The organism is Orrella sp. JC864, from assembly GCF_037026685.1.
In the GTDB taxonomy this organism is placed as follows: Bacteria; Pseudomonadota; Gammaproteobacteria; order Burkholderiales; family Burkholderiaceae_B; genus Orrella.
The window spans coordinates 21,516-40,056 of sequence record NZ_JBANET010000008.1; the positions used below are offsets into that span (position 1 = coordinate 21,516).

Sequence of the window (18,541 nt, forward strand, 5' to 3'; positions counted from 1 at the left end):
CGGCCCTTACACGAACCGACCCACAGGAAAGCAGCCCCATGCCCTATCTGGAACTTTCGGCCGACTTCCGGCCTTACTACGAAATCCACGATGCCACGGACCCGTGGACCACGCCGCAAACCATCGTCTTCGTCCACGGCTTCACGGAGAGCACCGAGGCCTTCCGCGCCTGGGTGCCTTACCTGTCCCGCCACTACCGGGTGGTGACCTACGATCTGCGCGGCTTCGGCAGGAACGCGCCGGTCGATAGCGATTTCCGCTACAGCACCGAACTGTACGTCGACGACCTGGTGAGAATCATCAACCACCTGGCGGGCGGGCCGGCGCACATCGTCGCCTTCAAGAGCGGCGGCATCAGCACCATGCGCCTGGCGGCCACGCGGCCGGACCTGGTGCGCTCCATCACCCTGGCCTGCCCGCCCATGGTCGCGCCGGGCGGCGACGACTGGCTGCCGTTCATGGAGGAAAACGGCCTGCGGGCCTGGGCGCGCAAGACCATGCCCGCGCGCCTGGGCCGCGACGTGCCTCCGCGCGCCATCGACTGGTGGACGGACCTCATGGGGGCCACGGCCCTGAGCACGGCCCGCGCCTATCTGAAATGGGTGGGCACCACCGAGGCGGGCCTGGACATGCCGGGCATCGAATGCCCCGCGCTGGTGATCCTGACCCGGCTATCGGCGCAGACCAACGCGGCGGCCGGACAGGTGCCGGCGGACACCGTGCGCAAGGGCATGCCCCATGCCGAACTGCTGGAGCTGGACCTGGATTGCTACCACCCGGCAGCCTCGCATCCGGACATCTGCGCGCCGGCCATGCGGGACTTCCTCTTGAGACTCGATACCTAGGCCGCCTGGACGGCCTGCTCGGCCGGCTCCAGCGCCCGCCACACGCAAGGTGCGCCCGCGGCCTGGTCCAGCGTGTCCAGGTATTGCCGGTGCGCGGCCAGCTCTTGCTCGCTGGCCGGCAGCACCTGCAGCACCGAAGGGTCGAAACCGCCCAGGCCCACCCCGGGGCCGGCGGCGCGCTCGGGCTCGGGCGCCTCGATGAGCAGGGCATCCTGGCCGCGCGTCATGGCCAGCCAGACCTCGGCCAGCAGCTGCGAGTCGAGCAAGGCGCCGTGCAGGGTGCGATGCGCGTTGGAAATGCCGTAGCGCTCGCACAGCGCATCCAGCGAATTGCGCTTGCCGGGGTTCATCTCGCGCGCCACCAGCAGGCTGTCGGTGATGCCGGCGCACAGCTGGGCCACGGGCGGGCGCCCCACGCGGGCCAGTTCGGCGTCCAGGAAGCGTGTATCGAAGGAAGCGTTGTGGATGACCAGCTCGCCGCCGGCGATGAAATCGACGAACTCCTGCACGATGTCCTCGAAGCGCGGCTTGTCGGACAGGAACTCGGTGGTCAGCCCGTGCACCGCCAGCGCGCCCGGATCGCTTTCGCGGTCCGGGTTCAGGTACATGTGGAAATGGCGCCCGGTCACGCTGCGGTTGACCAGTTCGACCGCGCCGATCTCGATGATGCGGTGGCCCTGGGCGGGCTCCAGGCCGGTGGTTTCGGTATCGAGGACGATCAGGCGCATAGGGGCGAAGGCATAAGCAAAGGCATCAGGAATGGGACTGCACGGGTTCGTGCGGCGCCTGGCCGGCGGCCGAGCCGGCCGGTACGGGGCTGGGCCGGGCCTTGGCGATCAGGGTATAGACCACCGGCACCACGAACAAGGTCAACAGTGTACCGAGCATCAGCCCGCCGACCAGCACCCAGCCGATCTGCTGGCGCGATTCGGCGCCCGCCCCCGATGCCAGGGCCAGGGGCACCGCGCCCAGCACCATGGCGCCCGTGGTCATCAGGATGGGCCGCAGGCGCAGCACGCTGGCTTCGGTGACCGCCTCGAACAGCTCGCGCCCTTCTTCGCGCAGCTGGTTGGCGAACTCCACGATCAGGATGCCGTGCTTGGTGATCAGGCCCACCAGCGTGATCAGCCCGATCTGGCTGTAGATGGACAAGGTGCCGCCGGTCAGCCACAAGGCCAGCAGCGCGCCGGTCATGGCCAGCGGCACCGACAGCATGATGACCAGCGGGCTGCGCCAGCTTTCGAACTGCGCGGCCAGCACCAGGTAGATGAAGGCCAGCGCCATCGCAAAGACCATGTAGATGCTGCCCGAGGAGTCGCGGTATTCGCGCGACTGCCCGTCCAGGTCGGTGCGCACGGTCTCGGGCAGGACCCGCTGGGCCACCGCCTGCATGTGGTCCAGCACCTCGCCCAGGGCGTAGCCCGGCGCGACCGAGGCTTCGACCTTGACCGCGCGCAGGCGGTTGAAGTGGTTCAGCGATTGCGGCGAGACGCTTTCGCGCACCTCCAGCAGGTTGTCCAGCCGCACCATGCTGCCGTCGCGCGCCTGCACGTAGATGTCGGAGATGTCGTTGGGGTTGCTGCGGTCGCGCTGGGTGACCTGCACGATCACGTCGTACTGCTCGCCCTCGTCCTTGTAGCGGGTCACCTGGCGCCCGCCCAGCATGGTCTCGAGCGTGCGCCCGACCGTGTCCACGTCCACGCCCACGTCGGCGAGCTTGTCGCGGTCCACGTGCACGCGCAGCTCGGGCGTGTTCAGGCGCAGGTCCGAATCCAGGTTCAGCAGCCCGGGATAGTCGGCCAGCTCGGCCATGTAAGCATCGACGATCTTGGCCAGGTCGGCATACGAAGCCTGGCTCATGATCATGAACTCCACCGGCTTGGAGGTGGCGCGCTGGCCGAACGAGGGCGGATTGCTGGGAAAGGCGCGGATGCCCGGCAGGCTGTTGAAGGCCGGCTGCAGCATCTGGGCGATTTCCTGCTGCGAGCGTTCGCGCTCGCTCCAGGGTTTCAGGCGCAGGATGGCGCGCCCGTCGGTCACGGTGGGAAAGCCGGCGGTGATCTGGCTGCCCTGCATCTCGGGGATCTGGTCGTAGAGCCGCTCGATCTCGATGGCGTTGCTCAGCGTGTAGTCCAGCGTGGCACCCTCGGGCGCGGTAATGATCCCGAAGATCACGCCGCGGTCCTCGATGGGCGCCAGCTCGGACTTGACCACCGAGAACAGCACCGCGCTGGCGCCGGCCACGGCCAGGCCCAGCAGCACCACCACCAGCCGGTGCGCCAGCGCCGCCGCCAGGCCGCGCCGGTACCAGGCGTTGAGCCGCTCAAGCCAGCCTTCGATCAGGTTGTAGAAGCGCCCGTGGCTGCTCTGGTGGCGCAGCATCACCGAGCACATCATGGGCGTGAGCGTCAGCGCCACGAAGCCGGACACCGCCACGGCGCCGGCCAGCGCCAGCGCGAACTCGATGAACAGCCGCCCGGTGCGCCCGGTGGCGAAGGCCAGCGGCGCGTACACCGTGATCAGCGTCAGCGTCATGGCCACCACGGCAAAACCGATCTCGCGCGTGCCCTGGATGGCGGCCTGCACGCGCGGCACGCCGTTCTCGATGTGGCGATAGACGTTCTCGAGCACCACGATGGCGTCGTCCACCACCAGCCCGATGGCCAGCACCATCGCCAGCAGCGTCAGCGTGTTGATGGAAAAGCCGAACAGGTACATCAGCCCGCAGGCCCCGATCAGGGACACCGGGATGGTGACGATGGGAATCAGGCTGGCGCGCAGGCTGCGCAGGAAGAAGAAGATGACCAGCACCACCAGGATCACCGCCTCGACGATGGTGGCATAGACCGACTTGATGGACTCCTGGATGAAGACCGAGGAGTCGTAGGCCACCGTCAGGCGCATGCCGCGCGGCAGGTTTTCGTTGATGGTCTGCACCTCGCTGCGCACCGCCGCCGACAGGTCCAGGGGGTTGGCGGTGGACTGGCGCGTCACGCCGATGGTCAGGCTGGTCCTGCCGTTAAAGCGCGAGGACACGCGTTCGCTGGCCGGGCCGATCTCGACGCGCGCCAGGTCGCGGATGCGCACCGGGTAGCCGCTGACGTTGGCCACCACCACGTTCTCGAACTGCTGCACGGTCTGCAGGTCGGTCGAAGCCACCACCGAGAACTCGCGCGCGCGCGACTCGATGCGTCCGGCCGGGATCTCGACGTTCTGCGCGCGCAGGGCGTTCTCGATGTCCTGCACCGTCAGGTTGTAGCCGGCCAGCTTCTCGCGGTCGACGTAGACGCGCATGGCCGGCAGGCGTTCGCCGAACACCCGCACCTCGGCCGCCCCGGGCAGCACCGACAGGCGCGTCTTGATGTAGCGGTTGATGTAGTCCGAGGTTTCGATGACCGAGTTCTCGCCCGCCTCGACCGCGATGTAGATGATGGGCTGCGAATCGGCCTCGACCTTGGAGATGATCGGCTCGTCGATCTCGTCGGGCAAAAAGCGCCGGGCGCGCGAGACCTTGTCGCGCACCTCGGCGGCCGCCGCGTCCGGATCGCGCGACAGGTGAAAGCGCACGTCGATCAGGCTGCGCTCGGAGCGGCTGCGCGAGGTCATCACGTTCACGCCCTCGATGCCGGCCAGCTGGTCTTCCAGCGGCTTGGTCACGCGCGATTCGATCACCTCGGGCGAGGCGCCCGTATAGGTGGTGTCCACCGAAACCACCGGCTCGTCGATGCGCGGATATTCGCGCACGGTCAGGCGCGAATACGAGATCAGGCCGATCAGCACGATCACCAGCGACAACACCGTGGCAAAGACGGGACGCCGGACACAGGTTTCGGAGATTTTCACGGTCTTGGCCTTCAGGAGGCGGCGGGCGATTCGGCCACCGGCGCGCCATCGGTGATGCGCTGCAGGCCCGCGATGACGACGCGGTCGCCCTCGGCCAGGCCGGTCAGTATCTCGACACGGCCTTCGCGCCGTTCGCCGACGCTGACCTGCACGCGCTGGGCATGGCCGTCCACCACGCGGTAGACATACTGCTGCGAGCCCGAGGGCGAAAGCGCGCCTTCGGGCACCACCAGGGCCGGGCTGGTCTCGACCAGCAGCGAGACGCGTGCGAACATGCCCGGGCGCAGATCGCCCGCGCTATTGGGCACCTGCGCGCGCAACAGCAGCGAACGGCCGCCGGCGTCCACCAGGGGGCTGATGGCGATCAGTTCGCCGCGGCGGGTCTCGCCGGGCAGCGCATCGAACCGCAGCTCCAGCGGCTGGCCCAGGCGCACGCGGTTCAGGTGGATCTCGGGAATGCGGAAGTCGACCTTGAGCGGATCGATGGCCTCGAGCGGCACGATGTCCTGGCCGACCTGCACGTAGTCGCCCACCGAGACGTTGCGCAAGCCGATGACCCCGTCAAAGGGCGCGCGGATGGACATTTTCTCCAGCCGGGCCTGCGCCAGCGCCACCAGGGCCTGCTGCACCTTCAGGTTGCTGGCCGCCTCGTCGCGCGCCTGCTGGCTGATGAAGCCCTCGGCATGCAGGCTGGTGGCCCGCTTGTGCTGGCTTTGCGCCAGCGCCAGGTTGGCGCGCGCCTGGTCCAGCTCGGCCCGGGCGATCTCGTCGTCCAGCTGCACCAGCAGGTCGCCGCGCTTGACCGGCTGGCCCTCCTTGAAGGGCAGCCGGCTGATGCGGCCGGCCACCTCGGGCCGCAAGGTGACCCCTTCGTCCGAACGCAGGCTGCCCACGGCGCTCAGGCCGCGGTCGAACGGCACCTGCTCGACCGCCACGGTGCGCACCGCGACGGCCTGCTGGCGCGGCGCGGCCGGTTCGGCGGCCTGCGGGCCGGACGCCGGCACGGCGCCGCCAGGGCGGGGCGCCCACCAGCCAAGCGCCACCCCCACGGCCAGCGCGGCCACGGCCACGAGAGGCAATACTGTCTTGTTCATGCTGCTGCCGGATTGCGTGAAGGCCGGCGCGCCGATGAGCGGACGCGGCATCGCTCCACGACTGTAAGAAGAGGAAACACGAGTCTACGCGACTTTATCACCGCCGCGTTGCCGCGCCGAGGCCCCGGCCGGGCCGGGCCGGGCGCCGTTGCAATGGACTGAAACCGTTGATGGAGGTTCACGGCAGGCCGAAGGCGCGGGCGGGCTCGCCGCGCGCCCTACACCGCCTGGCCGCGCCGGGCCATTTCCACGCCCTGGTTGGCCAGCTGGTCGGCCCGCTCGTTGCCCGGATCGCCCGCGTGGCCCCGCACCCAGCGCCAGGAAACGTCATGGCGCGCGACCAGCTCGTCCATGGCCTGCCACAGGTCGGCGTTCTTGACCGGCTTCTTGTCGGCCGTGATCCAGCCGCGCCGCTTCCAGCCGGGCAGCCACTCGGTCATGCCCTTCTGCACGTACTGCGAATCGGTGTGGATGACCACCTTGCAGGGGCGCTTGAGCGCGCGCAGGGCCTGCACCACCGCGGTCATCTCCATGCGGTTGTTGGTGGTGCCCATCTCGCCGCCGCACAAGGCCTTCTCGTGCGGCCCCTGGCGCAGCAGCACGCCCCAGCCGCCCGGGCCGGGATTGCCCTTGCAGGCGCCGTCGGTCCATATCTCGACCGTCTGTTCGTCCTTCATCGTTTTCCTGCCTGCCCGTGCTGCTGTCCGGCGCCGCCTTCGGGCGCGGCGCGATGCGCGCCGCCCGGGCCCTGCGGCACCACCACGGGCGCGGCGCGGCGCGCCCGGCGCTTTTCCTTTTTCCAGGGCGGGCCGATGATGCGCATGCCGCGCACCCGCTTGACCGCCGACACCACATAGACCGCGCCGCAGACCGGCCACCATTTGTCGCCGGCGCGCTCCATGAAACGCCAGCGCCGCAGCCAGCGTTCGGTCTGGCAGGCCGGCGCATAGCAGCCGTAGCGGCCCCGGTCCACCTCGAAGGACAGCAGCTGCAGCCAGTCCTTCAGGCGCGGCAGCGACACCTGGGCCGAAGGCGGATGCGGCAGCCAGGGCTCCATGCCGGGCAGCCGGGCGCGCAGCCCCCACAGGCTCCAGGGATTGAAGCCCGAGACCACCAGGCGCCCGTCGGGCACCAGCACGCGCTCGACCTCGCGCAGCACGCGGTGCGGCTGGCTGGTGCATTCGAAGGCATGAGGCAGCACCAGCAGGTCGATGCTCTGGGTCTCGAAAGGCAGTTCCTCGGGCGTGGCCACCACCTGCGCCTGCCAGGGCCCGGCCTGCGCATCGGCCGCGTCCACGCCCGCATAGACCTTGAACGGCATGCGGTTGGCGCGCAGCAGCTCCAGCGCCGGCAGGCCCAGCTGCAGCGCGTTGAAGCCGAAGATGTCGGCCACCACGCCGTCGAACTGCGCCTGCTCCCATTCGCGCACGTAGACGCCCGGCGCGGAATCGAACCACGCCCCCAGTCCTACAATGTCGGTCTCATCTACCACGCGATGGGGTGTCCTTGCATGAATACGCTCTCCGATCCGTCCGGCGGCACGGGGCCGCTGCGCCCGCTGCCCGCCCTGAGCGACAACTATATCTGGATGGCCAGCCGGGACGGCCAGGCCATCGTGGTCGATCCCGGCCAGGCCAGGCCGGTGCTCGACGCGCTGGCGGCCCACGACCTGCGGCTGCGCGCCATTCTACTCACCCACCACCACCACGATCACGTGGGCGGGGTTTCCGAACTGTACGACAGGACCGGCGCGCAGGTCTTCGGGCCCGCCGGCGAGACGCTGCCGCGCTGCGACGTGCCGCTGGCCGAGGGCGACCGGGTCGGCATAGCCGAGCTGGGGCTGGATTTGACGGTGCTGGACGTGCCCGGCCACACGGCCGGCCACATCGCCTATGCCGGCAGCGTCGCAGGCCAGCCCGTGCTGTTCTGCGGCGACACCCTGTTTGCCGGCGGCTGCGGCCGGCTGTTCGAGGGTACGGCTGCACAAATGTTTGATTCATTGGAGAAATTTTCCAAACTCCCGGGAAATTCCCTGGTCTGCTGCGCACACGAGTACACTCTTGCCAACCTGCGCTGGGCGCTGGCCGTCGAACCGGGCAACCGCCCGCTGGCCGACTGGCATGCCCGGGCCGCCGGTCTGCGCGACCGCGGCCTGCCCACGCTGCCCACCACGCTGGCGCACGAACGCGAGACCAATCCGTTCCTGCGCACCGCGCTGGCGACCGTTGCACAAGCTGCCTCCCGACAAGCCGGCCGAGCGCTGCCCGGCCCGGTGGATGTTTTTGCCGCGCTGCGCGCATGGAAGGACGAATTCAGATAAGAGGACCGATGAACCTGCTACGTAGACTGCTCCCGCTGCTGCTGGTCGCCCTGGCCGGCTGCGCGGGGGTACAGAACAAAGACCAAGTCGACCTGAGCCGCGCCGAGCCCCTGCCGGGCGAGCGCACCCCCACACTCGAACGCTACGTCGCCACCGACACCTCGCGCACGGTGGACCTGACCCGCCCGGCCGCCGACGCCTGGGACCGGATCCGCCGCGGCTTTGCCATTCCCAACCTGGATACCGAGCTGAGCCGCCAGTGGACCGAGTACTACGCGGCCCACCCCGACTCGGTCCAGCGCATGGCCGAGCGCGCCGGCAAGTACCTGTACTACATCGTCGACGAAATCAACCGCCGCGGCCTGCCCACCGAGCTGGCGCTGCTGCCCTTCGTCGAAAGCGCCTACGACCCCGAGGCCTACTCGCGCGCCAAGGCGGCCGGCCTGTGGCAGTTCATTCCCTCCACCGGCACGCACTTCAAGCTGACGCAGGACTGGTGGCGCGACCAGCGCCGCGATCCCATCGCCTCGACCAACGCGGCGCTGGACTACCTGGAATACCTGTTCGAGATGCAAGGCGACTGGTATCTCGCGCTGGCCTCGTACAACTGGGGCGAGGGCTCGGTGCAGCGGGCCATGGCCAGGAACGCCGGGCAGAACCTGCCGACCGACTACCTGTCGCTGACCCTGCCCGACGAGACCCGCAACTACGTGCCCAAGCTGCAGGCCATCAAGAACATCGTGGCCAATCCGGCCAAGTACGCGGTGGCGCTGCCGCCGGTGGACAACACGCCGTACTTCGCCACGGTCAAGAAAAAACGCGACATCGACATCGAACTGGCCGCGCGCCTGGCCGAGATGCCGCTGGAAGAGTTCCGCGCCCTGAACCCGTCGTTCAACCGCCCCATCATCCTGGGCCGGCACGAACCCACCCTGATCCTGCCACGCGACAAGATCGAGGTATTCAACGCCAACCTGCAGGCCTACAAGGGCGAACTGGCGACCTGGAAGGTCTACGAGGCCAAGCGCGGCGAGTCCCTGGCCAAGATCGCCAAGCAGCATGGGCTGTCCGAGGCGCGGCTGCGCCAGATCAACGATATTCCCCGCAAGCAGCGCACCGCGATGACGCAGACGCTGCTGGTGCCGGGCAACGTCGGCGCCGGCGTGCAGCTGGCCTCGCTGCAGGACGCTCCGTCCATGCCCGCCCAGCAGCCGCGCACGGCCGCGGCGGCGCGGGCCGCGCGCAGCTCGCCCAACGTGCGCACCCACACCGTGCGGGCCGGCGATACGCTGTTCGCGCTGGCGCGCCGCTACGGCACCAGCGTGGACGCGCTGCAGGCGCTGAACAACCTGAAGTCCACCCGCCTGAAGGTGGGCGCCACCTTGCGCGTGCCCGGCACGGGCGTGCGCGGCTAGATCTCTCCATCGAACGCTTAGGATCATTCATCATGGGTTTTCTCGACGGCAAGCGCATTCTGGTCACCGGAGTGCTCTCGAACCGATCCATCGCCTACGGCATCGCCCGGGCCTGCCACCAGCAGGGCGCGCAACTGGCCTTCACCTATGTGGGTGAACGCTTCAAGGACCGCGTGGGCGAATTCGCCGCCGAGTTCGGCAGCGACATCGTGCTCGAATGCGACGTCTCGGACGATGCGCAGATCGCCGCGGCCGTGGCCGGGCTGGGCGAGCGCTGGGACGGCCTGGACGGGCTGGTGCACTCGATCGGCTTTGCGCCGCGCGAGGCCATCGCCGGCGACTTCCTGGACGGCCTGTCGCGCGAGGCCTTTCGCGTGGCCCACGACATCTCGGCCTACAGCTTCCCGGCCCTGGCCAAGGCCGCCCTGCCCTTGCTCCAGGGCCGCCAGAGCTCGGTGCTTACCCTGACCTACCTGGGCGCCGAGCGCGTGGTCAGCAACTACAACACCATGGGCCTGGCCAAGGCCTCGCTCGAAGCGAGCGTGCGCTATCTGGCCGCCTCGCTGGGCCCGCTGGGGATCCGCGCCAACGGCATCTCGGCCGGCCCGATCAAGACGCTGGCGGCCAGCGGCATCAAGGACTTCTCGTCCATCCTGAAGTTCGTCGAGGCCAATGCCCCGCTGCGGCGCAACGTCACCATCGACGACGTGGGCAACGTGGCCGCCTTCCTGCTGTCGGACCTGGCGGCTGGCGTGACCGGCGAGATCACCCACGTGGACGCGGGCTTCTCGACTGTGGTCCCGGGCATGGAAAGCTAGGCCCGGCGTTGGCCTCAGTGGCGGGCCACCGGCAGCTTGCTGCCCGAGATGGCCCGCTCGAGCATCACGCCGCGGCGGAACCGGAACAGCTTGGCGGGACGCCCGGTGGCGCCAGCCATGACCTCGCCGGTTTCCTCGACCAGTTCCTGCTGCTCGATCAGGCGACGGAAATTCTGCTTGTGCAGGTTGCGCCCGGCCAGCGCCTGCACGCTTTGCTGCAATTGCAGCAAGGTGAAGTCGGCCGGCATCAGCTCGAACACCACCGGCCGGTACTTGATCTTGGCGCGCAGCCGGGCAATGCCGGTGGCCAGGATGCGGCGATGGTCGTAGCGCATGGCCACGCCGGGCAGGCACAGGCCCTCGGCGCCGGCCTGCCCGCCGGCCGCCTCGGCCACCAGCCCCATTTCGTACAGCAGCTCGTAGCGCTGCAGGATGCGGTCCTCGTTCCAGGAATAGCCGTCCAGCCCGAAGGTCAGCGCGGCGCGCTGGGCGCGCGCCTGGCGCGCGGCCTCGCCCTCGCCGGCCGCGATCCAGGCCCGCAGGGCCGGCAGGATGCGTTCGCCCAGCACGGCGGGCGTGCCGTGGCGATGGTCTTCCCAGGGGAAATAGCGGTACCAGCCATGCCAGCGCGCCTGCAGGTCGGGCGGCGAGGCCGTCTCGCGCGTGAGCGCCAGGTAGCTGATCGAGATGGCGTGGCCCGCCGCGCCTTGTTCGCTGTAGCGTCCGCTGTCGGCAAAGGTGTAAAGCTGCTCGACGTAGCCCAGCGGATGGTGGGTCTGCTGCTCGACCCAGGCCCGCAGGCCCGCCTGCAAGGAGCGGTGGCCGACTTCGAAGGGCCCCGAGGGCAGCGCCTGGCCCTCGTGGGTGGTCAACACCCGCGGCTCTCCCTGCGTGACGGCGGCCAGCACGGCCACCAGTTCGACTGCAACGGAATGCCCCGCCCCGGCGCGCGGGATCACGCCGCTTTGTCGCATTGGCGCTCGTACAGGCTTTCCAGCGCTTCGCGGATGCGACAGGGCTCCTGGAACAGCCGGGCGGTCAGCATGCTGCCCTGGGCCGCCGCGAACATGGCGCGCGCCACCGTGCCGGGCTCGTCGCAGATGCGCAGCGTGCCGTGGGCCAGGCCTTCCTTGAGCACCTGTTCGAGCCAGCTTTCCATGGACAGGAAGAACCGCCGCAGCACGCACTGCACGCTTTCGGGCAGGGACGCCAGGTCCGAGGCCATCATGCCGCCGATGCACAACTGCTTGCCGGCGCTGACCTTGCCTTCGAGCAGCTCGGCGTAGCGGTCGAGCTTGTCGGGCGCCGGCAGCGTGGCGTCGATGGCGTACACCCGCGCGGTGGCCTCTTCGCTGTAGCGCTCGATGGCCTCGCGCACGAGGTCGTCCTTGCAGGGAAAGTAGTAGTGGATGCTGGAGGTCTTGACCCCCACGTGCTGGGCCAGGTCCCGGTAGCTGAATCCGTTGCAGCCCCGGCTCCCGATAAGGGCCTGGGCATAGTCCAGCAGCTGGTCGCGCGTATTGGCGGTGGCGTTCATGGCTGAATATTACCTACTAATAGGTCAGCCCGTCAGTCCTTTGGGGGCGTTGCAGGACGCCATGCGGCTGTCCTGCAACGCCGGTCCATCGGTCATATCGCGGTCACATCGGCGAGCGTGGCGGCGCACGGGCGGGGCCGCCATCGTTCAGCCGCGCGCGGGCGGGTAGTCAAGGTTGCCCCGGCTGACCCAGCCTTGCTGGCGGGCCTGATCGCGGGCTTGTTCGACCTGGGCGCGGCTCAGCGTGCCGGACACGGCGGCAAAAGGCGCCGGATCCAGTTCGCCGGCGAAGACCGGGCCCTGCTCGCGGGCCTGGGCCAGTTCCTGCCGGACTTCTTCGCGGGTGGCGTGGCTGGCGGTCTCCTGGGGCGCAGGATAGTCCAGCTCGCCGGCCTGGGCGGCCGACAGGCCAAGGAAGCAGGCCGAGACGGCCAGGAAGGATGCGATGCGGTTGTTCATGATGGCGTCCATTCAAAAACTATCTATATATAGGTAGATGCGCGGGCGAAAAAAAACTCAGCCACGCACCGGCGGGTAATCCAGGTTGCCGCGGCTGATCAGGCCTTGGGCGCGGGCCTGGTCGCGCTCCTGCACCACTTGTTCGCGGCTCAGGCCGCCGTGGGCATGCGAGATGCCGGTGTCCTGGGGATCCAGCTCGCCGATGAAGGCAGGGCCTTGGGCGCGGCTGTCCTGCAGCGCCTGGACCACTTCGGCGCGGGTCACGGTGCCGGCCTGCGGGACGGCGGGCGGATAGCCCAGTTCCTGGGCCTGGACGGCGGCACCCAGGAAGGCGGCGGAAAGGATGGCGGCGGAAACGAGGGTCTTGGTCATGGTGTTGCTCCAAATCGCTGTGGTGAGGGTTTTAAAATCTATCTATCTATAGATAGACAACCAGGGGAAATAAAAAGCGCACAGTGCGCCGAAACCGTTTTTCGGCCGCTGGACACTTTGTCCGTCAACCGATGAATCGAATATTACCTACTAGTAGATAGATAAACAAGCCCCCGCTACGGCAAAAGATGTAACCGTCGGTACGGCCGCCGGCGGGCACGAAAGAAGGCCCGCGCCGGAAAACCGCCCGGCCCCTGCCCTGCGCAAGGCGCCGCGCCTTGTTTTCTTGCATTTGCTAAGCCTTTGAGCAGACCCGGCCGGGCGCGCTTCCTATGCTGGTCGCATTCGTCGCAGGCAGCGGCCTGGCCCGGCTCGGGCAGGCGCTTACGTCAAGCAAGGAGCGGAACACATGAAGATCGCGTTAAAGACATTGCAGAACCAGGTGGTGGTGATCACGGGCGCCAGCAGCGGCATCGGGCTGGCCACCGCGCGGCAGGCCGCGCAGCGCGGGGCGCGGGTGGTGATGGCCTGCCGCAACCTGGAAATGCTGGAACAGGCGGCCGAACAGATCCGCGCCAGCGGCGGGCAGGCGCTGGCCGTGCAGGCGGACGTGCGCAAGCCCGAGGACCATGCCCGCATCCTGGCCGCCGCGCTGGAGCGCTACGGCACCGTGGACACCTGGATCAACAACGCGGGCGTGTCCATCTTCGGCAAGCTGGAGGAAGTGCCCTACGAGGACCAGCGGGCGCTGTTCGACACCAACTATTGGGGCGTGGTGTACGGGTCGCTGACCGCGCTGGGCCACCTCAAGCAGCATGGCGGCGCGCTGATCAACGTGGGCAGCGAGGTGTCGGACCGCGCCATCCCGCTGCAAGGGGCCTACAGCGCCTCCAAGCATGCGGTCAAGGGCTTCACCGATGCCTTGCGCATGGAATTGGCGGTGGACCAGGCGCCGGTATCGGTGACGCTGGTCAAGCCCGCCTCGGTGGAAACCGGCTTTACCCGCCACGCGCGCAACTACATGGACGTCGAGCCCCGGCTGCCGGCGCCGCTGTATTCGCCCGAAGTGGTCGCCGAGGCGATCCTGTTCGCGGCCGAGACGCCGCGGCGCGACGTGTTCGTGGGCAGCGCCGCCAAGGCCGTCTCGGCCGCCGGCCATCGCGCCCCGGCCCTGCTGGACAAGCTGGCCGGCACCTTCGTGCGCCAGCAGCGCTCGAACGTGCAGAAGCGGCCCGAGCGCCGCGACGCGCTGCACGAACCGGGCGAAGGCATCAGCCCGGCGGTGTCCGAAGGCCGGCCGGTGCATGCGCGCAGCCTGTACACGGAGGCGACCACCCAGCGGCAGGGCGCGCTGTACGCGGGCATGGCCCTGGCCGGCGCCTGCGCGATCCTGGGCATGTTCTCGCGCCGCGGCGGCGCCGCGCGCCACGGCCACCGCCCGGCCTGGGATTGAACGCGCCAGCCCACGACCGACGCGCATCCATGAGCCCCGAATGCAAGGCCCCGCACCCGGCGATCGTCGTGCATCCGCGCGCCAGCGCGCCGGAACACGAACGCGCCACCCAGCAGCACTGGGCCGGCATGCTGGCCGGACTGCTTGCCGGCGCCGGGCCGGCCGGCCCGCCCGGCGCCGCGCGCCCGCGCTACCTGGTCCCCTGCGAGACGCTGGTAGGCGCGGCGTTGGCGCGCCAGCTTGGCATCCAGGACCTGCATGACCTGTTCGGCGGCCTGGTGCCGCATGCCTTCGTGGCCACCAAGGCGGTCAGCCACGCGCTGGTCGGGCCCCGGGCCCGGGCGCCGGCGGGCTGGTCGCATGCCCTAGGGCCGGCGCTGGCCGACGTGGTGCTGCGCGGCTACACCGCCTTCGACCGCGACGAGGCCCGCCAGGCCGGCCGGCAGCTGCTGGCGCACGGCGCGCTGCGGCTCAAGCCCGCCGACGGCGTGGGCGGGCGCGGGCAGGTGGTCATCGAATCGGCCCAGGCGCTGGAGCAGGCCCTGCAGGCCTGCGACGAGCGGGCTTGCCAGGCCGGCCTGGTGCTGGAGGAGAACCTGCAGGAGGTGACGACCTACAGCGTGGGCATCGTGCACGTGGGCGGGCAGACCGCCGCCTACGTGGGCACCCAGTCGCTCACGCCGGACAACCGGGGCGAGCAGGTCTATGGCGGCTCCTTGCTGCGGGTGGCGCACGGCGGCTTCGATCGGCTGCGCGAGCTGGACCTGGCGCCGCAGGAGCGCCGCGCCATCGAGCTGGCCATGCGCTACGACGCCCAGGCGCTGGCCTGCTATCCGGACATCGTGGCCTCGCGGCGCAACTACGACGTGGCCCTGGGCCGCGACGCCCAGGGGCGCGTGCGCATGGGCGTGCTGGAGCAGTCCTGGCGCGCGGGCGGGGCCAGCGTGGCCGAGCTGGCCGCGCTGCGGGCCTTTCGCGACGATCCCGGCCTGCGCTGGGTGCTGGCCGGCACCCAGGAACGCTATGGCGAGGATCCCGAAGCGCTGCCGGACGGATTTGTCATCGTCTACGAGGGCCTGGACCCGACGGTGGGCAGGCTGCGCAAATCGGGAGGGGTCATCGAGCATGGGTACGCATAGCGAGTCGGCCAGCATAGAAGTCGCGGGACAGCGGCTGGACGCCACGTTTCTTGCACCCGACGCCAAGCTGCCCGGCGTGCTGTTCATCCACGGCTGGGGCGGCAGCCAGAAGTTCGACCTGTCGCGCGCCAAGCGCATCGCCGGGCTGGGCTGCATTTCGCTGACCTTCGACCTGCGCGGCCACGCCGCCACCGAAGCCCAGCAGACGATGATCTCGCGCGAGGACAACATGGAAGACGTGGTGGCCGCCTACGACCGCCTGCGCAATCATCCGCTGGTGGACCCGCGCGCCATCGCGGTGGTGGGCAGCAGCTACGGGGGCTACCTGGCCGCCATCCTGACCACCTTGCGCGCGGTGCGCTGGCTCGCGCTGCACGTGCCCGCGCTGTACAAGGATGACGAGTGGACGGTGCCCAAGCGCCAGCTCGACCGCGAGGCGCTGCTGGCCTACCGCAACTCCCATGTCCTGCCGCACGAGAACCGGGCCCTGGGGGCCTGCTCGGCCTTCACCGGCGACGTACTGATCGTCGAGGCCGAGCACGACGACCTCATCCCCCATTCCACCATCATGAGCTATCGCGGGGCCTTCTCCCGCTCGCACTCGCTGACCCACCGCATCATCGACGGGGCCGACCACGCCCTGACCGACAAGGACGCGCAGCGCGCCTACACCTCCCTGCTGCAGAACTGGGTCGAGGAGATGGTGGTCGGCGCGCGCGTGGGCGGACGCGCCACGCATACCGAATAAGGGAGCACGCCATGACCGAGCCGTCCGAACTTCCCGTCCTGCTCATCACGGGCGCCGCGGGCAACCTGGGGCGCTCGCTGGCCCAGGCGCTGGCCGACGATTACCGGATCGTCGGCATGGACAGGAAAGCGCCCGAGGGCCTGGACTATCCCGTCTACGAAGTGGACCTGGCCTCGGACGCCTCGGTCCGGGAAGTGCTGCAGCGGATCGGCGAGGATTTCGGCAAGCGCCTGGCCGGCGTGGTGCACCTGGTGGCCTATTTCGACTCCAGCGGCAAGCCCAACCCGCTTTACCAGTCGGTGAACGTCGACGGCACGCGCCGGCTGATCCGCGCGCTGCGGGACTTCGAGCTCGAGCGCTTCGTGTACGCCAGCACCATGCTGGTCCACGCGCCATGCCGGCCCGGCGAACTGATCGACGAAAGCCAGCCCTTCGATCCGCTTTACGTCTATCCGCAATCCAAGCTGCAGGCCGAACAGGTGGTGCGCGCCGAATGCGGCCCGGTGCCCTACGCCATCCTGCGCCTGGCCGGCGTCTACGACGAACATACCGTGGTGCCGACGCTGGCCCAGCAGATCGCGCGCATCTACGAACGCGACTTCGAAAGCCATTTCTACTCCTCGTCCACGCTGGTGGGCCAGTCCATGCTGCACCGCGAGGACATGATCGACGCGGTGGCGCGCACGCTTGCGCGGCGCCGCACCCTGCCGCCGGATACGGAGCTGCTGATCGGCGAGAGCGAAGGCGTGGGCTATGGCACCTTGCAGGAGCAGATCGGCCAGCTGGTGCATGGCGAGCAGGAGTGGCCCACGATGCGCCTGCCCAAGCCGCTGGCCGCGGCCGGGGCCTGGGCGCAGGACAAGCTCGAGCCGGTGGTGCCCGACGCGCTGGACCAGGGGGAAAAGCCGTTCATCCGACCCTATATGGTGGCCATGTCGCACGCGCACTATGCGCTCGATACGCGGCGCGCCGAGCGCCTGCTGGGCTGGCGCGCGCGGCGCCGGCTGCGCGACGTGCTGCCGCAGATCGTGGCCAACCTCAAGCGCGACCCGCTGCGCTGGTACAAGGCCAACGGCGTGACGCCGCCGCCGACGCTGGCCGAACTGGCCCGGTCGGTGCAGGATCCCGAGGCGCTGCGGGCGCGCAACGAGGCGCTGTACCGCGCGCAGCATGCCGAACACCGCTGGCCGCATTTCGTGAACATCGCGCTGGGCACCTGGCTGATCACGCAGCCGCCGCTGATCGGGGTCACCGAGCCGCTGCTGCGCGGCACGGAAATCGTGCTGGGCACGCTGCTGGTGATCTTCGCCGCCCTGTCGCTGTCCTGGCGCATGTCCTTCGCGCGCTGGGCCTGCGCGGCCATCGGGGCGCTGATCATGGCCGCGCCCTTCTGCTTCTGGACCGCCAACGCCGCGGCCTATCTGTCCGACACATTGGTGGGCGGGCTGGCGCTGGGCCTGGCGGTGGCGCTCAAGCCCGAGCCGGGCACCTCGCCGCTGGCGCGCATGACCGGCCCGGACATCCCGCCCGGCTGGAGCTACAGCCCGTCGGACTGGACGCAGCGCGTGCCCATCATCGCGCTGGCCCTGGTGGGGCTGTACGTCTCGCGCTACCTGGCCGCCTACCAGATGGGCCACGTCGACGGCGTGTGGGAACCCTTCTTCGCCGGCGCGCCGGGCGACCCGCGCAACGGTACCGAGGAGATCATCACCTCGTCGGTGTCCAAAGCCTGGCCGGTGCCCGATGCGGCCGTGGGCGGCTACACCTACATGCTGGAGATACTGACCGGCGTGATCGGCTCGCGCGCACGCTGGCGCACCATGCCTTGGCTGGTGTTCCTGTTCGGGCTGATGATCGCCCCGCTGGGCATCGTCTCGATCACCTTCGTCATCATCCAGCCCATCGTCATCGGCACCTGGAGCACGCTGGCGCTGATCGGCGCGGCCGCCATGCTGGTCCAGATCCCCTATTCGCTGGACGAGCTGCTGGCCGTGCTGCAGTTTCTCAGGCGCCGCCGCCGCGCCGGCAAGAGCCTGCTGCGCGTGTTCCTGTTCGGCGACACCGACGAGGGCGAGCGCGGCAAGCCGGTGGACGAGTTCGACCGCCGGCCGGGCCGCATCCTGGCCGACATTACGCTGGGCGGGGTGTCGATGCCGTGGAACCTCTGGCTGGCCGCCGCCATCGGCGTATGGCTGATGTTCACCCGCGTGACGCTGGGCACCGAGGGGACGATGGCCAACGCCGACCACCTGGTGGGCGCGCTGGCCCTGACGGTCATCTCGGTGGCCGCCGCCGAGGTGGCGCGGCCGGTGCGGCTGCTGCTGGTCCCGCTGGGCCTGGGCCTGGCGGTGGTGGGCCTGGTCTACGGCCAGGGCGTCCTGCAGGCCGGCGCCGCGGTCCTGGCCGGCCTGGCGCTGGCGGCGCTGGCGGTGCCGCGCGGGCGCATCCAGTCCCGCTACGGCGGCTTCGAGCGGCTGATCTTCTGAACCGGCCGCCCG

17 protein-coding genes are annotated in these 18,541 nt (G+C 69.5%); 8 read left to right on the top strand and 9 right to left on the bottom strand.

The window, feature by feature from the left end; all coding sequences use genetic code 11:
• The first annotated feature begins 38 nt into the window (after positions 1-38).
• Positions 39-845: an alpha/beta fold hydrolase gene (locus tag V8Z80_RS09625; protein WP_336061853.1), complete on the top strand. Its 807-nt coding sequence runs from the start codon at positions 39-41 to the stop codon at positions 843-845.
• Here V8Z80_RS09625 and dnaQ read toward each other — a convergent pair.
• The 5 genes from dnaQ to V8Z80_RS09650 form a co-directional block, all read right to left on the bottom strand.
• Positions 842-1,573 carry a DNA polymerase III subunit epsilon gene (dnaQ, locus tag V8Z80_RS09630; protein ID WP_155192136.1) on the bottom strand — a complete coding sequence of 244 codons (732 nt, stop codon included), beginning with the start codon at positions 1,571-1,573 and terminating at the stop codon, positions 842-844. The genes V8Z80_RS09625 and dnaQ overlap by 4 nt on opposite strands.
• A gap of 25 nt (positions 1,574-1,598) precedes the next feature.
• Positions 1,599-4,688 carry an efflux RND transporter permease subunit gene (locus V8Z80_RS09635; protein ID WP_336061854.1) on the bottom strand — a complete coding sequence of 1,030 codons (3,090 nt, stop codon included), beginning with the start codon at positions 4,686-4,688 and terminating at the stop codon, positions 1,599-1,601.
• Positions 4,689-4,699: 11 nt separating this feature from the next.
• Positions 4,700-5,782 carry an efflux RND transporter periplasmic adaptor subunit gene (locus V8Z80_RS09640; RefSeq protein WP_155192313.1) on the bottom strand — a complete coding sequence of 361 codons (1,083 nt, stop codon included), beginning with the start codon at positions 5,780-5,782 and terminating at the stop codon, positions 4,700-4,702.
• 218 nt (positions 5,783-6,000) lie between these two features.
• Positions 6,001-6,459, bottom strand: coding sequence for a ribonuclease HI (gene rnhA, locus V8Z80_RS09645; protein ID WP_155192140.1), 459 nt, complete (start codon positions 6,457-6,459; stop codon positions 6,001-6,003).
• Positions 6,456-7,274, bottom strand: a complete 819-nt coding sequence (locus V8Z80_RS09650; protein ID WP_336061855.1) for a class I SAM-dependent methyltransferase — start codon at positions 7,272-7,274, stop codon at positions 6,456-6,458. The genes rnhA and V8Z80_RS09650 overlap by 4 nt, the downstream gene beginning before the upstream one ends.
• An 18-nt stretch (positions 7,275-7,292) precedes the next feature.
• Between V8Z80_RS09650 and gloB the strand changes: the two genes are divergently transcribed.
• The 3 genes from gloB to fabI are packed head-to-tail and all read left to right on the top strand — an operon-like array spanning position 7,293 to position 10,335.
• Complete coding sequence (gloB, locus tag V8Z80_RS09655) at positions 7,293-8,102, top strand: hydroxyacylglutathione hydrolase (protein WP_336061856.1); 810 nt, start codon at positions 7,293-7,295, stop codon at positions 8,100-8,102.
• Positions 8,103-8,110: 8 nt separating this feature from the next.
• Entirely contained in the window at positions 8,111-9,517 is a 1,407-nt protein-coding gene (locus V8Z80_RS09660; protein ID WP_155192143.1) for a transglycosylase SLT domain-containing protein, read from the top strand.
• Between the two features lie 32 nt (positions 9,518-9,549).
• The gene (gene fabI / locus V8Z80_RS09665; RefSeq protein WP_336061857.1) at positions 9,550-10,335 is read left to right on the top strand and encodes an enoyl-ACP reductase FabI; all 786 of its coding nucleotides are present in this window, start codon (positions 9,550-9,552) and stop codon (positions 10,333-10,335) included.
• 14 nt (positions 10,336-10,349) lie between these two features.
• Here the strand turns inward: fabI and V8Z80_RS09670 are convergent, their stop codons facing one another.
• The 4 genes from V8Z80_RS09670 to V8Z80_RS09685 all read right to left on the bottom strand — a co-directional run bounded on the left by V8Z80_RS09670 (position 10,350) and on the right by V8Z80_RS09685 (position 12,703).
• Positions 10,350-11,309 carry an NUDIX hydrolase gene (locus V8Z80_RS09670; RefSeq protein WP_336061858.1) on the bottom strand — a complete coding sequence of 320 codons (960 nt, stop codon included), beginning with the start codon at positions 11,307-11,309 and terminating at the stop codon, positions 10,350-10,352.
• Positions 11,291-11,872 (bottom strand): TetR/AcrR family transcriptional regulator, encoded by a 582-nt coding sequence (locus V8Z80_RS09675; protein WP_336061859.1) that lies wholly within the window; start codon positions 11,870-11,872, stop codon positions 11,291-11,293. Before V8Z80_RS09675 ends, V8Z80_RS09670 begins: the two co-directional genes overlap by 19 nt.
• Before the next feature lie 147 nt (positions 11,873-12,019).
• Positions 12,020-12,331 carry a DUF4148 domain-containing protein gene (locus tag V8Z80_RS09680; protein ID WP_336061860.1) on the bottom strand — a complete coding sequence of 104 codons (312 nt, stop codon included), beginning with the start codon at positions 12,329-12,331 and terminating at the stop codon, positions 12,020-12,022.
• Positions 12,332-12,388: 57 nt separating this feature from the next.
• Positions 12,389-12,703: a DUF4148 domain-containing protein gene (locus V8Z80_RS09685; protein ID WP_336061861.1), complete on the bottom strand. Its 315-nt coding sequence runs from the start codon at positions 12,701-12,703 to the stop codon at positions 12,389-12,391.
• Positions 12,704-13,112: 409 nt separating this feature from the next.
• Here V8Z80_RS09685 and V8Z80_RS09690 point away from each other — a divergent pair, with 409 nt between their 5' ends.
• The 4 genes from V8Z80_RS09690 to V8Z80_RS09705 are packed head-to-tail and all read left to right on the top strand — an operon-like array spanning position 13,113 to position 18,529.
• Positions 13,113-14,156 (top strand): SDR family oxidoreductase, encoded by a 1,044-nt coding sequence (locus tag V8Z80_RS09690; protein ID WP_336061862.1) that lies wholly within the window; start codon positions 13,113-13,115, stop codon positions 14,154-14,156.
• Positions 14,157-14,185: 29 nt separating this feature from the next.
• The gene (locus tag V8Z80_RS09695) at positions 14,186-15,295 is read left to right on the top strand and encodes a DUF3182 family protein (RefSeq protein ID WP_336061863.1); all 1,110 of its coding nucleotides are present in this window, start codon (positions 14,186-14,188) and stop codon (positions 15,293-15,295) included.
• Positions 15,282-16,043, top strand: coding sequence for an alpha/beta hydrolase family protein (locus V8Z80_RS09700; protein WP_336061864.1), 762 nt, complete (start codon positions 15,282-15,284; stop codon positions 16,041-16,043). Before V8Z80_RS09695 ends, V8Z80_RS09700 begins: the two co-directional genes overlap by 14 nt.
• An 11-nt stretch (positions 16,044-16,054) precedes the next feature.
• Positions 16,055-18,529: an NAD-dependent epimerase/dehydratase family protein gene (locus V8Z80_RS09705; RefSeq protein ID WP_336061865.1), complete on the top strand. Its 2,475-nt coding sequence runs from the start codon at positions 16,055-16,057 to the stop codon at positions 18,527-18,529.
• The last annotated feature ends 12 nt before the right edge of the window (positions 18,530-18,541 follow it).

Bases quoted from the DNA above. Each gene is read 5' to 3' on its own strand.
- V8Z80_RS09700 (WP_336061864.1), top strand. From the start codon at position 15,282: ATGGGTACGCATAGCGAGTCGGCCAGCATAGAAGTCGCGGGACAGCGG.
- dnaQ (WP_155192136.1), bottom strand. From the start codon at position 1,573: ATGCGCCTGATCGTCCTCGATACCGAAACCACCGGCCTGGAGCCCGCC.
- rnhA (WP_155192140.1), bottom strand. From the start codon at position 6,459: ATGAAGGACGAACAGACGGTCGAGATATGGACCGACGGCGCCTGCAAG.
- V8Z80_RS09675 (WP_336061859.1), bottom strand. From the start codon at position 11,872: ATGAACGCCACCGCCAATACGCGCGACCAGCTGCTGGACTATGCCCAG.
- V8Z80_RS09670 (WP_336061858.1), bottom strand. From the start codon at position 11,309: ATGCGACAAAGCGGCGTGATCCCGCGCGCCGGGGCGGGGCATTCCGTT.
- V8Z80_RS09640 (WP_155192313.1), bottom strand. From the start codon at position 5,782: ATGAACAAGACAGTATTGCCTCTCGTGGCCGTGGCCGCGCTGGCCGTG.
- fabI (WP_336061857.1), top strand. From the start codon at position 9,550: ATGGGTTTTCTCGACGGCAAGCGCATTCTGGTCACCGGAGTGCTCTCG.
- V8Z80_RS09685 (WP_336061861.1), bottom strand. From the start codon at position 12,703: ATGACCAAGACCCTCGTTTCCGCCGCCATCCTTTCCGCCGCCTTCCTG.
- V8Z80_RS09625 (WP_336061853.1), top strand. From the start codon at position 39: ATGCCCTATCTGGAACTTTCGGCCGACTTCCGGCCTTACTACGAAATC.
- V8Z80_RS09660 (WP_155192143.1), top strand. From the start codon at position 8,111: ATGAACCTGCTACGTAGACTGCTCCCGCTGCTGCTGGTCGCCCTGGCC.
- V8Z80_RS09695 (WP_336061863.1), top strand. From the start codon at position 14,186: ATGAGCCCCGAATGCAAGGCCCCGCACCCGGCGATCGTCGTGCATCCG.
- V8Z80_RS09690 (WP_336061862.1), top strand. From the start codon at position 13,113: ATGAAGATCGCGTTAAAGACATTGCAGAACCAGGTGGTGGTGATCACG.
- gloB (WP_336061856.1), top strand. From the start codon at position 7,293: ATGAATACGCTCTCCGATCCGTCCGGCGGCACGGGGCCGCTGCGCCCG.
- V8Z80_RS09680 (WP_336061860.1), bottom strand. From the start codon at position 12,331: ATGAACAACCGCATCGCATCCTTCCTGGCCGTCTCGGCCTGCTTCCTT.
- V8Z80_RS09705 (WP_336061865.1), top strand. From the start codon at position 16,055: ATGACCGAGCCGTCCGAACTTCCCGTCCTGCTCATCACGGGCGCCGCG.